This is a genomic window from Verrucomicrobiia bacterium, assembly GCA_026414565.1.
Lineage (GTDB): Bacteria > Verrucomicrobiota > Verrucomicrobiia > Limisphaerales > Fontisphaeraceae > Fontisphaera.
In genome coordinates, this window is sequence record JAOAIT010000007.1 from 74,617 (window position 1) to 88,564 (window position 13,948).

Genomic DNA, 13,948 nt, shown 5'->3' on the forward strand with positions numbered 1-13,948 from the left:
TTGCGGGGGTGGACTGGCCACCCTTGGAGCAGGATGCAAAACCATGCCTGGCCCCGGGGACTCCCCGCCGGGCCAGCTTGCCCGGCCCAAGCCCTGCCGTGGAGCGCAAGCGATGCTACGGCGCTTTGGGTTTGGGCATGGTGGTCAGCGGAAAGTCATCCGTGCGGAAAGGCGAGGCGGGCAGGCCATTCTTATTCCACAAATTGCCTTCGGGGAAATTGGCCCAGCCATAGCGCACGGCCACCGGTTTGCTGATATTGGGATGGCTGACGATGACTTCGTCATTCTTCCGGCCGCCGATCTGGGCCTGGCCCCATACCCATTGGCGATCTTCGCCGCAAATGGCAAAGCCCTTCAGCTCGCCGCCGCGGGCCTCCAGACCGTCCCCCACGTGGTCAAACGTCAGCACTGCCTGATTTTTGCGGACGGTCATTTTCTTGAAGACCGGCCCGGAATACACCAGGCCGCGCTCCTTGTAGGCAATGCCGCGCGCCGCCAGCGCCAGGCGCTCGCCCACCGGCTGTTTTTTGCGCGGATGGATGTCGTTTTCCTCGCCCACATCGGTGATCACCGCCAGGCCCACGCCGGGCAGTTTGGTGGCCAGCAACTGGGCTTCGCGCAGCTCGGCCCAGGCGCTTTCCGTGGGCACGTTGGTGCGCGCCATGAAGGGGGCCAGTTGCACGGCCATGAAATAAAACTCCGGCTGCCCCCAGGTGGCGCGCCAGTTTTTGATCAGGTCGGGAAATAACGTGCGGTACTGCCAGGCGCGGCCGGCGTTGGACTCGCCCTGGTACCAGATTGCTCCTTTGACGGCATAAGGCGCCAGCGGATACAGCATGCCGTTGTAAAGTTCGGTGGGAATCCAGGGCCGGCCCGGCGCCCGCCCTTTGGGCTGTTCACCGCGGGCTTTGGCGGCGCGGGAAGCCTCCTGCCATTTTTTCAGGGCCTCCTCGTATTTGGCGAGGGTTTCCTGGCGTTGTTCCCATTGCTGGAGGAGGTCGGGATAGGGCTTGAGGGCGTCCAGGCTCATCCACACTTCCGCCGGCGAGCCACCCCAGGAGGTATGGATGATGCCCACCGGGACGTTGCGAGCCTGCTGCAGGGCGCGGGCAAAGTAATAGCCCACCGCTGAAAACTTGGGCACGTTGAAGGGGCGGCACTCGAGCCAGCGCGCCTTGGGGCTGAGGTCTTCCTGGGGCTCGTAGGCGCGCACCTTGTCCACGGTGAACAGGCGGATGTTGTCATTGGTAGCGGTGGCGATGTCTTTTTCCGGCTCGAAGGCGGCGTCCAGGGGCCATTCCATGTTGGATTGGCCGCTGGCAAGCCACACCTCGCCCACCAGCACATTTTGAAAGCGAATGCGGTTCTTGCCGTCCACGGTAAGGGTTTCGGGCGCCTCGGCGGTGGCCACCCGCAGATTGTTCAAACGCACCAGCCACCGGCCGTTTTTGGCCACGGTGGTGACGCGCTGGCCCTGGCAGGTCACGGTGACCTGCTCGCCTTCATCGGCCCAGCCCCAGACCGGCACACTGGCGCCCTGTTGCAGCACCATGTTGTCACTGAAGATGCGCGGCAGCCGTACATCGGCCAGCAGCGACGATCCGCTCCACACGGCCAGGAGACCCAGACAAAACCACCGTCCGCACGAAACCATGGGGTGCAAGTTTTTCATAGCCAGAGAGATCATTTATGCTGTGCAACCCTATTAAACCTTCACCCAAGGCGCGGGTCAATGCCGATTTGGCTGGCGGATTGCGCCGGGCGGCGCCGGCAGGCTTGATTTTTGGCGGGATTTCACCGTTGATGGTGGGCGGTGAATGTGAAGCAAAAGCATGAAGCAGGCGGCGGGCGGCTGAGCCGGGCCGGGCTGGTGTTGTTGATCGCCCTGGCGCTGGGAGCCGGTTGTGCACGTGACACCATCGAAAACCGGCGGCATGAGAAGTGGATGGCTTATTCCGCCCTGCCGCAGGAGCAACGCGAGCTGGTGGACCAGGGACGCATTCGCGTGGGCATGAGCGAGGACGCAGTCTATATCGCGTGGGGCAAACCCAACGAGATCTTGGAGTCGGAAGGGCCGGAAGGGATGGAAACGGTGTGGCGGTATTATGGCTCCTGGACGGAGGAGACCCGCTACTGGACGTACCGCGAGATGCGCCGCAACGGGCAGCCGGTGTTGGAGCGGTACCTGGCGCGGGACTACCAGCCGCGCTCTTACGTGCGGGCGGAGATTGTGTTTCGCAAAGGGCGGGTGGCCAGTTGGCGGATGTTGCCGCGGCCCTTGCCGTGAAGGAGTTGGGATTATGAGGGGAGGTTTTAACGGCCTGCCTGGTTTCTCATGCCATTAACGTTCATCTTTCTGGGTACGGGCACCTCGATCGGCGTGCCGGTCATTGGCAAGACGTATCCGCCTGCTTTTCTGGCGAATCCCAAGAATCACCGGACCCGCTGCTCGATGTACCTGGCCACGCCGCAGGTGAAACTGGCCATTGACACGCCGCCGGACTTCCGCACGCAGATGTTGCGGGAGAATTTGTCGTACCTCGATGCAGTGCTCTTCACCCATGCCCATTCGGATCATGTCATGGGCCTGGACGATTGCCGCCGGGTGTGTGTGGTGCGGCAGGGGCCGCTGCCAGTGTATGCCGATGCTCCCACCATGGACGCCCTGCGCCGGATTTTTGCGTATGCCTTCCATGACGGGCCCCATCCCAACGGTTATTTTGTGCCGGAGCCGCATTTGATCCAGGGGCCATTTCATTTGGGGGATTTGCGGATTGTGCCGGTGGCCCTGCCGCACGGGCAAATTGGCAGCCTGGGCTTTTTGTTTTATCAAGAGGACGTGCTGCAACTGGCCTACCTCAACGATTGCAAGGCCGTGCCGCCGGGCGTCATTGAACAGGCCCGGCACGCGCGGGCCCTGGTGTTGGATGCCCTGCAGCGGCGGCCGCACTGGACGCATCTTTCGTTGCCGGAGGCCATCGAGGTGGTGCGGCAAATTCAGCCGGAGCGCGCTTATTTTACGCACCTGTCGGACGACTACGATCACGACGCCGCCCAGGCGGAGCTGCCGGCGGGGATGATGTTTGCCTACGACGGCTTGCGGGTGGAGTTGGCTTGAGGGGCGGCGGTGGGTGGCACCGGCACCTCCACAAAACGCACTTGCACCTCGCCGGCGGCGGCCTCACAAATGAAGAATCCCTTTTCCCGGGAGCGATCGTGATTGTTGCGCTTCAAGGCGCAGCAGCGGTTGGTGTAGGCGACCGTTTGCAGCACGGCCTTGCGGGTGTAACCGTGGAAATGGCCGCAGAAAACTGCCTTCAGGTTCAGGCCCGCCAGCTTGTCCAATAATTCGTCCGCGTTGAGCGGCCGATAGCGCACTCCCGGCCCCAGGGGGAAATGGGTGAAGACAATGGTGGGGGCGGTGGGGGAAAGCCGCGGGACGGTGTGCTCCACCCAGCGCAACGTCTCCGTGGAAATCCGGGTGTTTTCGTATTTTAATCCCTCACTGGTATCGAGGCCCAGGAATTGCCAGCCCTTGAAGGTGAAGGTGTAATTCCACCGGCGGGGGAAGAAATATTTGTAATAACGCGGGCTGTCGGCGGGGGTGTAATCGTGGTTGCCGATGACCGTGTAATAGCGCAGGCGGGATTCATCCAGGAGCCGCCGCACTGCGGCAAGGTCCTCACGGCGGCCGGTTTCCACCAAATCACCCAGCACCAGACACAACTCGGGCCGATGGGCCCCCACCTGCGCGAGCGCGCCGCGCAAAAATTTTCCACAATCCGGGGAGAGATAATGCAGGTCATTGAGGACGGCGAACGTGAACGTCCCCGGGGCTTCGGTCTCTCGGGCCACCGCGGAGGCGGGCCAAAACCGGGCAGCCAGAAGTCCCCCCACACTCAGACAGCGCAGCGCTTTGCGTCGTGACCAGGCCATGCCTGAGCATGGCAGCCAGGCGGGCGGACGGCAAGCGCAAGTGCTCTCCGGGGCGGAACAACCTGGGGGCCATTTCCACCCTGCCAAACCCGGTGGCCTCTCCCGGAAAAAAAGCGGCCCTCGGGGAGAGGGCCGCTCGGAGGAGGAGGTAGATGACCGGGAAAGATTACGGCGTCAGCGCGCGCGGCATCTGAGTGCAGTTACTGAGGTTGCCGTCAATGCTGCCGTCAATGTTCTTGGTTTGCAGTTGGCGCACCAGGCCATTTTGGGTGAACTGCTGCACGCTACCGTCCGTCAGCACGGCGTTGCCCTGGCCCATGTGCATGACGTCGTCCGCCCAGCGGGTGTTGAAGCTGCCGGCCGGCGGGACTTTCAGTTTAACCACCGCCACGCTCACGTTGGCCGGACCGGCCGGGCCGCCATTGCAGGTGGCGCCCCGCTCGCCGCCGCGAATGTTGCGGTCAATGGCCATGTGCATCACCGGACCCTTTTCCACCGATTCCAGATGCACGCCGTAGCTCACGGCATTGTCCGCATGGTTGCGCAGGTTGTCCGCGCTGCCCGAGGAGGGTTCCCAGGTGTTCACGCGCACGGCTTCCGTATCCGTGGGGCATTGAATGACCTTGGGGTTCTGCAATTCATTGGAGGCCGCCATGAAATGACCCCAGGCTCCGGGCGAAGCGTAGGAGCCGCCGTCCGCGCGAATCACATGCCACGGAAAGCGCCCATTATTGTCGTTGGCCCAAATCTTGAAGGCCAGACCCACCTGCTTCAGATTGTTGGCGCAGGCGATACGTTGGGCGCGCTTCTTGGCCTGGGCCAGGGCCGGCAGCAACAGCGCGGCCAGAATCGCAATGATGGCAATCACCACCAGCAGTTCGATGAGGGTGAAAGCCCCGCGGGAGGACTGGGTTGTGCGTTTCATAAAACGGTAGTTGTTTGATGTCTTCACTGTATCAGCAATCTCTACTGCCACGCAATCAAAAATAGCAAGTCATGTACCAGTTTTTTGGGCCGTGGCTGGCAGGGTGGGCGGGGCTTTATCCCTTGTTACCAGTGCTGGTCTTCCTCGTAGGGAAAAGGTTTGAGCCTTCCCTGCGCGCAGCGGCGCTGGAGTGGCGTCAGCCGTTGTTTGTGTGGCTAATGATGGATGGCCCCCAAGTCAGGTCAGCCGTCCGGTTTGTGCCCTAAAAAGCCGACAGGCATCCGCGGGGGGCGGATGCCTGTGGCCGTCAAGACCTGCTCTGAAACTCGCTGTGTCGGTTACGGTTTGACCACGTCAATCTTGTATCCAGCCTGGAGGGCGGATTCCACCGATTTCTGGAGGCTGCGGGCGGTCAGTTGTTGCACGCTGCCGTCGCTCAAAGCGGCATTGCCGTTGGCCTCATGGAGATCCACATTGGCCGAATCCCAAGAGAGGTTGTTCCACGTGGTGATGGTGCCGGTGCCGCTGAAGTCACGGTCGCCCAGCATCAGGTTGTTGGCCTCGGAGTCGCGCGACTGGCGGTTCACAAAGTAGCTCAGGTGCTGGTTGGCCACAAAGGTGGTGTTGTTGGAGAAGCTCTGCGACGGGTTGCGTCCCATGTCCGCCGGGCAGACGCAAATCTTGGGATTGGCCAGCTCGTTGCCCGCCCAAATGAAGTAATTGCCGATGGGGGCATTGTTGGTCAACTGCCAGGGGAACCGGTCTTCGTTGTCATTGGCGAAGATGCGGAAGCCCAAGCTGACCTGCTTGAGGTTGTTCACGCAGGAGATGCGTTGGGCACGCTTCTTGGCCTGGGCCAGCGCCGGCAGCAGCAGAGCGGCCAGGATGGCGATGATGGCGATGACGACCAGCAGCTCGATCAGAGTGAAGGCCCCGAATTTTTTAGTGCGCGTTTGCTTCATAAAACCGTTGTTGTCTTCTGTTCGTTATGTCCGACGTTCTAGGTACTAGCAAGCATGATGCCAGAAATGAAGCACTTTTTTTGGTTGAAAGTCATGATTTTTAGGGTGCCGCCAGCGTGAAGAATGCACAGTTTGCGCGGAATTGACGCACTGTGACCACCGGGCTGGTTGGTTTTTTATCTGGCGACACCAGCCGACAGGAAAACCGCCATGATGAAATTTGCTAAGTTGTTTGGAATCAATGAATTACCCAAATTCCTCGCGCTGCAGACGGAGTCTTTGCCCCAGTGGTCATCGTTTATGCGCCTCGAGTTCAAGGATTAACCAGCCCTCTTTCCCCATCGGAGGATGGAGCAGGGAGCCCACCAAGGCTCATCTTTCAACCCGCCGGACGTTTCCGGCTGGGGTTGTTTTACAGGCAGGGAGGCACCGCAGCCGGCTGGGACGCCAGGCTGGTAGTGCGTGAAAAATTTTTACGTCCTGCGCCAAAAGCCTCCCCTCGGGCCAGGGCCGGCGTTTAGAAACCCATTTTTTCCAGCTCTTGTTGCAAGCGCATCTGGAAGGCCTGAATGTCTCCAGGGGAAGGACGGTAACCTTTATTGGTGGGGGCAATGCCCAGACGGCCGTACTGGTCCAGATACCATTGGGCCTTTTGGCCGTCGCTGAAGGTGACCTTGCCGCTGAGGGCGGCTCCGGGCATGGCCACGGTGTCCAAGGAGACGCTCACCTGGCCGGTGCCGGGCGGTGCAGGGGAAGCATCCTCGGCCTCATCCGTATCTTCTTCGGCCGCCTCCTCGGCGGTGGGGGAGGGCTGGGCTGGGGGAGGCATGGTCGCGGGCGGGGGGGCGGGGGGTTCGGCGTCCTTGGGCATGACCTGCAAATCAGAGATGAGCAGCCGCACCTCCATGTACGTCAGATGCACCCCCAGCTCGCTGGCCAGCCGTTTTTGGATGTCGGAGAGTTTGAGGCCTTCATCAATCCACTGCCTGACAACGGCCTTTTGGTCATCGGTCAAATTCATGTGAGTAAAATAGCAAGAGTCAATCGCCGGCGGCAATGTTGCCCCGGCGGTCCCAAAGTTTCAACCACGCTTTTTGCTCGCCCCGTCGGCGGCGGGAGCCGGCCCCAACTGGGGACTTGCAAAGCGGCGGGCTTGAGGTAAGTTGTCGCCCCTGTTGCGTCGGGCGGGGCAAGGTGTCAAAATACCTCTGAGGACGCGAAACGATAACAATTGACGAGAATATCTTATGGCAAGCGCAAACGATTTACGCCGGGGCATGGCCATTGATTACAATGGCGATATTTGTGTGGTTCTGGATACCCAGCATCGCACGCCGGGCAACCTGCGTGCTTTCGTGCAGGCCACCCTGCGCAGCATCCGCACGGGCAAATCCTCCGACGTCCGCTTCTCTTCCACGCAGCGGATCGAGGTGGTGCCCATGGTCACCCGCAAAATGGAGTTCAGCTATAAGGACGGCGAGGACTATGTCTTCACCGACCCGGAGACCTACGAAACGGTGAATCTCTCGCCCGAGCTGCTGGGCGACGCTGTGAATTACCTCACCGAAAACGCGCCGGTGACGGTCACCTTTGTGGAGGGCAAGGCGGTGTTGGTGGAATTGCCCGCCAGTGTGGTGCTGACAGTGGTGGACGCGCCGGAAGGCATCCGGGGCGACTCGGCCAACAACGTGATGAAGCCCGTGACCCTGGAAACAGGGCTGGTGGTGCAGGCGCCCCTGTTCATCAAGACCGGCGAGAAAATCAAAATTGACAGCCGGACGGGCAAGTACATCGAGCGCGCCTGAGCCGCCACGCCTCAAAGCACCGGCTCGCCATTGGCTTTGAGCCAGGCCAGAATCTGGCTGGCGGACGTGCGGGGTTGAAACCCGAGGATGTTGTGCTCGCTGTTCCAGACCAGCCGCCAGCCGCGGTACCCCGGGCAATGTCGCCGCAGCCAGGGTTGCACCAAAAACCAGGGCACGATCAAATCCCAAAAGCCGGTTAAATAAAACACCGGCAAAGTGGTGCGCTGCGCCAGGGGGCGGTGATCATGGGCCAGGATGATGTCGTACCGGCTGAGAATGGCCTGCCGGGCCAGCTCCTGGAGTTGAAAATCCTGATGCGCCTGGAGACTTTGGCGCACGTGCGGCGCCTGCCGATGCCGCCAGCGCAGCAGACGCAAATAGCCGCGCAGGAGCGCCGCCACGGCCGCCATGGGCAGACTTTGATGCGTGCCCCGCACCAGGCGCACCCCCCACATCAAGGGGTAACGCACAAACCCGCCCGCCAGAATGAGTCCTTTGGGCTGAAAATGAGGTTGTCCCGCCGCTCTTTGGGTCTCGGCCCGGCCGATCATTCCCCAAGCCACCTGGGAGCCAAAAGATTCGCCTAAAAGCCAGCCCTCCCGAAAACCCGCGGCCAACAAGGCGGCCTCAATGGCTTGCACGTAATCCTCCAATTTCCAGGAAGGCTCGCGCGGATAAGCCAGCTCGACCAATTGCACATGGCCTTTGAGTGCATCACGCAGACCGGCATTGTAATGCCAGTCTCCATGCAACCCGGGCAGATAAACCAGACGCGGCGCTGAAGCATCCCCCTGAACTTGCATCTGCAATGACTCGGCCATGTCGGCAAGATACCTGGCTTTGACTGCCAAATAAATGGAGAAATGCCTGCCGCCGAGGCCAAGACCCCGCCCGGCTCATTGTGCTCCTGCCTAAATGCCTGCTACCCATGATGCGGTTTATGGAACACACGGAGCGCACACCCGCGCGGGCGGCCTTTGGAACTGCCGAAGCCATACCAATCCGGCAGGGATTACAAACCAATCCAACAGGGATTAACAATTAGGACTGATGCCCACCATTTTACACATCCGCCTGCGACAATTCTCCGGTTTTGCACTTTGCATTTTGCATTTACCTCTCCCCATGTATGGCCTTGAACGAACAGAGGTTTCGGGGGATATTGGCTCCGGGTCGGCCGGAAACCATGCAAGCGTGGGGAACCATCGGCACGTATGAGGCCAGGGAGGAGCCAAATCCCATCCCGCAGGATTCCTCTCCTCAGAATGATGATTGCAACGTGGGCGGGTTGTTGGCGACGGTGATTCATAATGGGCCGGATGCGGGGGTGTATTTTCCGGTTTATGATGGGAATGGGAACGTGATGGGGTATGTGCGGGGGGCGGATGGTTTGTTGGTGGCGCAATATGAATACGGCCCCTTTGGCGAACTCCTCCGCGCCACCGGCCCCCTCTCCCAGACCTTCAACTACCTTTTCTCCACCAAATACCATGACTGGGAAACCGGCCTCCTCTACTACGGCCACCGCTACTACAATCCCACCACTGGAAGGTGGCCAAATAGAGACCCGTTGGGCGAGCCAGGACATCAGCTACTCGTTCAGGCTGGAAGCAGCGCGAATCTCGTGCCGAAAGAGACCCAAGCAGGCAACCGCTCAGTCCGTGGCAGTGCCCCTTGCCGCAGCGGTAGTTGCCGGGGACCGCGTGACGGAGAACTCATGCTTTACCAGTTCTGCAAGAACGAGCCGGTTAACTACTTCGACATCGACGGACGCGACTTCAAGGTTCCTAGGCCAATCAAGCAGTGGTACAAACTGCAAGCCGGGGTTGGTGTCGCCGTGCTGATTGCCGACTCGTGTATCCTTTACATGGCGTGCAAACGCTTGAACGTCGACGAAGAGACGTTCGTTCGAACGCCAGGCACAAGAATCCTCAGCATCCCGCTTCTCCCTGTCATTACCTCACTCTGTCCGGAAGGTGGGGTGCTTTACTACCGGGTGTGGAAGCCGAGCACGGCAGGATGCGATAATGAACTTGTCGTCTTCTGCTTCGGATCTGGTGGAGGAGCGTAGGAGGGAAATTGAGCGAACTCCCGAAGAACTCAAAGTGGCCACACCCGTTGGCGAAAATCATTTTGGTGACGCTTGGCATGGCCATTCTCTTGGTTTTGCTCACACGTCTCGTGTTGCGGCTAGCAAGTTGAACCGTCGGTGTCCCGCACAAACGGTGAAAAGGAAATCTGGCGCCGCTCAGGCCGCGGCGGAGTTGGGCGGCCACGCGTGCTTGCCAGAGCGCTGGTTTCGCGGTGCGGGATAACGGTGGTGAACTGGGCTGGGGCGGAGGTGAATCAACGGCAAGTTGGTGGCGGGGAGGAAGGCTTCGTTGGGGGCCGGAGCCGCCACGCGGGACGCGTGCGCTCCACGAGGCCGAGGGGATAGGCAAGATGGGAGGGAGCGGTTCCGGCTGGGGCGGGATGGGCCACGGTGGGCCGCGAGCGGGCTTTGTTGGCAAGTCGTTCTGGCCAGGGGCGTTTTTTTCCATTAGAAACATCGGCACACAGGCATGCGTTTCCAATGGACCAATCCGTCCTGGCTGTGGCTGTTGATTCCGGCCCTGGCGTGGACGTTTTGGTGGTTTTGGCGCAGTGATGTCAGCCTGTCGCCGTGGCGGCGGTGGACGGCTTTCGTTGTCCGGTGGTTGATCGTGGTGGCGGTGGTGCTGGCGCTGGCCGGGCTGCAATGGCGGCGGCCGGTGGAGGGGGTGAATGTCATTTTTGTGCTGGATCGTTCCGATAGTGTGCCGGCGGCGCAGCAGGAGGCGGCGCGTCGCTACGTGAACGAGGCGGCGGCGGCGCGCAAGAAGAATGACCGGGTGGGGCTGGTGGTGTTTGCCAATGAAGCGGCGCTGGAATTCACCGCCTCCGACAAATGGGATCCCAACCAGACGAAAGTGCTGGCGGTGATCAGTCCGGATCGGACGGATCTGGCTGCCGCCCTGCGGCTGGGCGCGGCCGCTTTCCCAGAGCATGGGCAGAAGCGGCTGGTGGTGGTGTCGGATGGCAACGAAAACGTCGGTGACGCGCTGGCGGCGGCAATGAGCTTGCGGCCCCTGGGGGTCACGGTGGATGTGATTCCGCTGGGGACGCAGGGGGGACAGGATGCGGCGGTGCAGCGGCTGGGCCTGCCGCCGCGCATCAAGGAGGGCCAGGCTTTTGACGCCAAAATATTCATCACGGCTGATGCCCCGCGGGCGGGCATTTTGCGCTTTTTCCGCAATGACGAATACCTGGGCGAAGCGCCGGTGCAGCTTGAGCCGGGCAAGAATCTTTTTTCTTTTCCACAGAAACTGGAGCAGCCCGGCTTTTACAGCTATCGGGTGGCGCTGGAGGTGGAGGGGGATCAGGTGCCGCAAAACAACCGCGCCAGCGCGTTTGTGCAGGTGCGCGGCCGGCCGCGTGTTCTGTTGATCTCGCACCAGCCGGCCGAGGATGCGCCGCTGCAGGCGGCGCTGCGCAGCGCGGATTTTGAGGTGCGCCACATTGCGGCCGACAGCGCACCCGATGCGCTGGTGGAATGGCAGAGCTATGATGCCATTTTGCTGAGCAACGTGGCGGCGGGGGATCTGGGTTTGGACCGCATGCGGTTGCTGGAGAGCGCGGTGCGTGATTTGGGGGTGGGGCTGGTGTGCGTGGGCGGGGATCAGACTTATGCGGCGGGCAGTTACCGCGGCACGCCGCTGGAGGCGGTACTGCCGGTGAACATGGAACTGGACAGCAAGAAAGTGCTGCCCAAGGGGGCGCTGGTGCTCATCATGCACGGGATGGAATTTACCGGCGCCAACCAGACGGCCCGCCAGACGGCGCTGGCGGCGCTGGATAATCTGGGGCCACGGGATGAGATGGGGGTGCTGTTGTGGGATGGCTCGGAGCGATGGCTGTTTCCCTTGCGCGAGGTGGGCGACAAGCGCGAGATGGGGCGGTTGATTGCCGGCATGAATCAGGGGGATTTGCCGAGTTTTCAGAATTTGATGATGCAGGCTTATTCGGCGCTGAAGGCGTCGAAGGCCAGTCTCAAACATATCATTGTTTTCAGCGATGGCGATCCGGCCCCCCCGTCGAATGAATTGCTGGAGCAGATTGTGGCGGAGCGCATCACCATCAGCACGGTGATGATTGGCGGCCATGTCATGCCGGACACGATGGTGCGCATCGCCAATGCCGGCGGGGGGCGTTTTTATGAGGTGCCAGTCAACCAGGCGGGTGCGCTGCCGGACATTTTCATCAAGGAATCCGCCGTGATCCTCAAGTCGGCCATCATAGAGGACCCGTTCAAGCCGCGGCAGGCCGCCGCCAGCGAGGTGGTACGCGGCATGGCGGCCGCGGATTATCCCGCGCTCTATGGATATGTGGGCACCACGCCCAAGGACCGGGCGGAAACGCCGCTGGTGACGGACAAGGGCGATCCTCTGCTGGCGCACTGGCAGTTTGGCCTGGGGCGGGCGGTGGCTTTCACGTCGGATGCCAAAGCGCGCTGGGCGCGCGAATGGCTGGGCTGGGAGCGTTACCGCCAGTTTTGGACGCAGGTGGCCCAGTGGAGCCTGCGCCGGCTGGAGAACGCGGATTTCACCGCGGACATCACCCTGGAAAAGGGCCAGGGGCATCTGGCGGTGGAAGCGGTGGATGAACAGGGGAATTACCGCAATTTCCTTGCGCTGCGGGCGCTGGTCATCAGTCCCAAGGGCGACCGCCAGATGGTGGTTTTGGAGCAGACCGGCCCGGGACGTTATGAGGCCCAATTTCCCACGCGCGAAATCGGGGCCTACACGGTGCATGTCATGGAGTGGAGCAGCGGCCAGCCGCGCGGCTCGCTGGTGATGGGGGCGAGTGTCAACTACTCACCGGAGTTTGCCGACAGCGCGCCCAATCATGTGTTGTTGCGCCGTCTGGCCGAGGTGGGCGGCGGCAAGGTGCTCGATCCCCGCCAGCCGGCCGACAATCCTTTCCTGCATGACCGCCAGCGCACTTACCAGCCGGTGGATTGGTTTGAATGGCTGCTGCGGCTGGCGATAGTGCTGTTTGTGGCCGATGTGGGGGTGCGGCGGATTCAGATTGATCGCGAAGAATGGCTCAAGGCCACCGCCACCCTGCGGCGCTGGCTGTTTTTCTGGAAGCCCGCCCCCGCCGCCGCAGCCACGGATGAATCGCTGGCGGCTTTGCTGGCCCGCCGGGAGCAGGTCCGCGCCCGGACAACCGCCCCCGCCGAAACTGCGCCCTCCCCGCGCGCGCCTGCCCAACCGAGGGCCGAGCTGTTTCAACCGAAGGTCGCGCCTGCGTCTCCCCCGCCGACACCGTCCACACCGCAAGCCCCGCCGCCTTCTGCCTCCGGTGGGGCCGCCCCAGCCGGGGAAGGGCCTCCCGCGGCACCGGGCAGCATTACCGATCGCCTGCTGGAAGCCAAACGGCGGGCGCAGCGGAAGAAATCATAGCCATCCCTGCCCCTGCAAAAAATTGCGCAGGGCCGCCAGGGCGTGCGCGCGGTGACTGAGGCGGTTTTTGATGTCCTCCCCCAGTTCGGCAAAGGACTGGTCATGCCCCAGCGGAAAAAAGAGCGGGTCATAACCAAATCCGTGTTTGCCCCGCGGCGCAAAACCGATGCGGCCCTCGCATTTGCCGGTAAATACCCGGATTTCGCCCGGTTCACGCCCGCGGCTCACGGGGGCCAGGGCCAGGGCGCAGCGGAAGCGGGCGGTGCGTTGCTCCCATGGCACCGCAGCGAGCAGGCGCAACAGCTTGGCATTGTTGTCGGCGTCGGGGGTATTGGCCAGCGAAGGGGCCTGTCCCGTGGTGTCATCTACGGCGGCGAACCGCGCCGAGGCCACCCCCGGGGCGCCGTTGAGCGCGTCCACCTCCAGCCCGGAATCATCTCCCAGAGCAAACCACGGGCCGGGCGGCTGCAAGTGGGCCAGTCCCTCCTGCAGCAACCAGTCCGCCAGGACGGCGGCTTTTTGCGTGGCATTGCCTTCAAAGGTGGACGCGTCCTCCACCGCCGCCGGCGCGCCCGGCAACGCGGCCAAATCCCGCACGCGGGCTGCGGCGCCCAGGATGGCGGCGATTTCCTGCGTCTTGTGCCGGTTGCGCGTGGCCACAAACAAGGTAAGCATGGGCTGACCCTGCCACAAGCCGGCCGGGCTGACAATCCTGTTGGCCATCCGCAGGCGAGGCGCCTGGGGCGCTCAGCCGGGCAGGCCGGCCCGAGGGAAATCACCCGTAAAGATCATTAGAAACCGCGGCTGGCAGGGAGGATTTGCCTCGGTTCCCTTGCA

Annotated in this window: 12 protein-coding genes; 5 read left to right on the forward strand and 7 right to left on the reverse strand. The window is 62.0% G+C overall.

Going from position 1 to position 13,948, the window contains the following annotated elements; genetic code table 11:
- Positions 1-115: 115 nt before the first annotated feature.
- Positions 116-1,672 carry a sialate O-acetylesterase gene (locus N3J91_00925; GenBank protein MCX8155007.1) on the reverse strand — a complete coding sequence of 519 codons (1,557 nt, stop codon included), beginning with the start codon at positions 1,670-1,672 and terminating at the stop codon, positions 116-118.
- 147 nt (positions 1,673-1,819) lie between these two features.
- Here N3J91_00925 and N3J91_00930 point away from each other — a divergent pair, with 147 nt between their 5' ends.
- Together N3J91_00930 and N3J91_00935 are read left to right on the forward strand one after the other, a co-directional pair.
- Positions 1,820-2,287: a hypothetical protein gene (locus N3J91_00930; protein ID MCX8155008.1), complete on the forward strand. Its 468-nt coding sequence runs from the start codon at positions 1,820-1,822 to the stop codon at positions 2,285-2,287.
- A gap of 48 nt (positions 2,288-2,335) precedes the next feature.
- Positions 2,336-3,118, forward strand: a complete 783-nt coding sequence (locus tag N3J91_00935; protein ID MCX8155009.1) for an MBL fold metallo-hydrolase — start codon at positions 2,336-2,338, stop codon at positions 3,116-3,118.
- Here N3J91_00935 and N3J91_00940 read toward each other — a convergent pair.
- The 4 genes from N3J91_00940 to N3J91_00955 form a co-directional block, all read right to left on the reverse strand.
- Positions 3,088-3,936 (reverse strand): metallophosphoesterase, encoded by an 849-nt coding sequence (locus N3J91_00940; GenBank protein MCX8155010.1) that lies wholly within the window; start codon positions 3,934-3,936, stop codon positions 3,088-3,090. The two genes, N3J91_00935 and N3J91_00940, sit on opposite strands and share 31 nt — an antisense overlap.
- A 166-nt stretch (positions 3,937-4,102) precedes the next feature.
- Entirely contained in the window at positions 4,103-4,861 is a 759-nt protein-coding gene (locus tag N3J91_00945; GenBank protein ID MCX8155011.1) for a prepilin-type N-terminal cleavage/methylation domain-containing protein, read from the reverse strand.
- 338 nt (positions 4,862-5,199) lie between these two features.
- Positions 5,200-5,823, reverse strand: coding sequence for a prepilin-type N-terminal cleavage/methylation domain-containing protein (locus N3J91_00950; GenBank protein MCX8155012.1), 624 nt, complete (start codon positions 5,821-5,823; stop codon positions 5,200-5,202).
- Between the two features lie 517 nt (positions 5,824-6,340).
- Positions 6,341-6,844, reverse strand: a complete 504-nt coding sequence (locus N3J91_00955; GenBank protein ID MCX8155013.1) for a hypothetical protein — start codon at positions 6,842-6,844, stop codon at positions 6,341-6,343.
- 226 nt (positions 6,845-7,070) lie between these two features.
- Between N3J91_00955 and efp the strand changes: the two genes are divergently transcribed.
- Positions 7,071-7,628 carry an elongation factor P gene (gene efp, locus N3J91_00960; GenBank protein MCX8155014.1) on the forward strand — a complete coding sequence of 186 codons (558 nt, stop codon included), beginning with the start codon at positions 7,071-7,073 and terminating at the stop codon, positions 7,626-7,628.
- A gap of 11 nt (positions 7,629-7,639) precedes the next feature.
- Here efp and N3J91_00965 read toward each other — a convergent pair whose 3' ends face one another.
- The gene (locus tag N3J91_00965; GenBank protein MCX8155015.1) at positions 7,640-8,449 is read right to left on the reverse strand and encodes an alpha/beta hydrolase; all 810 of its coding nucleotides are present in this window, start codon (positions 8,447-8,449) and stop codon (positions 7,640-7,642) included.
- 308 nt (positions 8,450-8,757) lie between these two features.
- Between N3J91_00965 and N3J91_00970 the strand changes: the two genes are divergently transcribed.
- Both N3J91_00970 and N3J91_00975 read left to right on the forward strand, forming a co-directional pair.
- On the forward strand, positions 8,758-9,699 hold the full coding sequence (locus N3J91_00970) for an RHS repeat-associated core domain-containing protein (protein MCX8155016.1): 942 nt from the start codon (positions 8,758-8,760) through the stop codon (positions 9,697-9,699).
- A gap of 490 nt (positions 9,700-10,189) precedes the next feature.
- Positions 10,190-13,111 carry a glutamine amidotransferase gene (locus N3J91_00975; GenBank protein ID MCX8155017.1) on the forward strand — a complete coding sequence of 974 codons (2,922 nt, stop codon included), beginning with the start codon at positions 10,190-10,192 and terminating at the stop codon, positions 13,109-13,111.
- Here the strand turns inward: N3J91_00975 and N3J91_00980 are convergent.
- Positions 13,106-13,786 carry a non-canonical purine NTP pyrophosphatase gene (locus tag N3J91_00980; protein MCX8155018.1) on the reverse strand — a complete coding sequence of 227 codons (681 nt, stop codon included), beginning with the start codon at positions 13,784-13,786 and terminating at the stop codon, positions 13,106-13,108. The genes N3J91_00975 and N3J91_00980 overlap by 6 nt on opposite strands.
- Positions 13,787-13,948: the final 162 nt, after the last annotated feature.

Coding starts and splice junctions, on each gene's coding strand:
- N3J91_00925 (MCX8155007.1), bottom strand. CDS start 1,672: ATGAAAAACTTGCACCCCATGGTTTCGTGCGGACGGTGGTTTTGTCTG.
- N3J91_00935 (MCX8155009.1), top strand. CDS start 2,336: ATGCCATTAACGTTCATCTTTCTGGGTACGGGCACCTCGATCGGCGTG.
- N3J91_00940 (MCX8155010.1), bottom strand. CDS start 3,936: ATGGCCTGGTCACGACGCAAAGCGCTGCGCTGTCTGAGTGTGGGGGGA.
- N3J91_00945 (MCX8155011.1), bottom strand. CDS start 4,861: ATGAAACGCACAACCCAGTCCTCCCGCGGGGCTTTCACCCTCATCGAA.
- N3J91_00950 (MCX8155012.1), bottom strand. CDS start 5,823: ATGAAGCAAACGCGCACTAAAAAATTCGGGGCCTTCACTCTGATCGAG.
- N3J91_00955 (MCX8155013.1), bottom strand. CDS start 6,844: ATGAATTTGACCGATGACCAAAAGGCCGTTGTCAGGCAGTGGATTGAT.
- efp (MCX8155014.1), top strand. CDS start 7,071: ATGGCAAGCGCAAACGATTTACGCCGGGGCATGGCCATTGATTACAAT.
- N3J91_00965 (MCX8155015.1), bottom strand. CDS start 8,449: ATGGCCGAGTCATTGCAGATGCAAGTTCAGGGGGATGCTTCAGCGCCG.
- N3J91_00970 (MCX8155016.1), top strand. CDS start 8,758: ATGGCCTTGAACGAACAGAGGTTTCGGGGGATATTGGCTCCGGGTCGG.
- N3J91_00975 (MCX8155017.1), top strand. CDS start 10,190: ATGCGTTTCCAATGGACCAATCCGTCCTGGCTGTGGCTGTTGATTCCG.
- N3J91_00980 (MCX8155018.1), bottom strand. CDS start 13,786: ATGCTTACCTTGTTTGTGGCCACGCGCAACCGGCACAAGACGCAGGAA.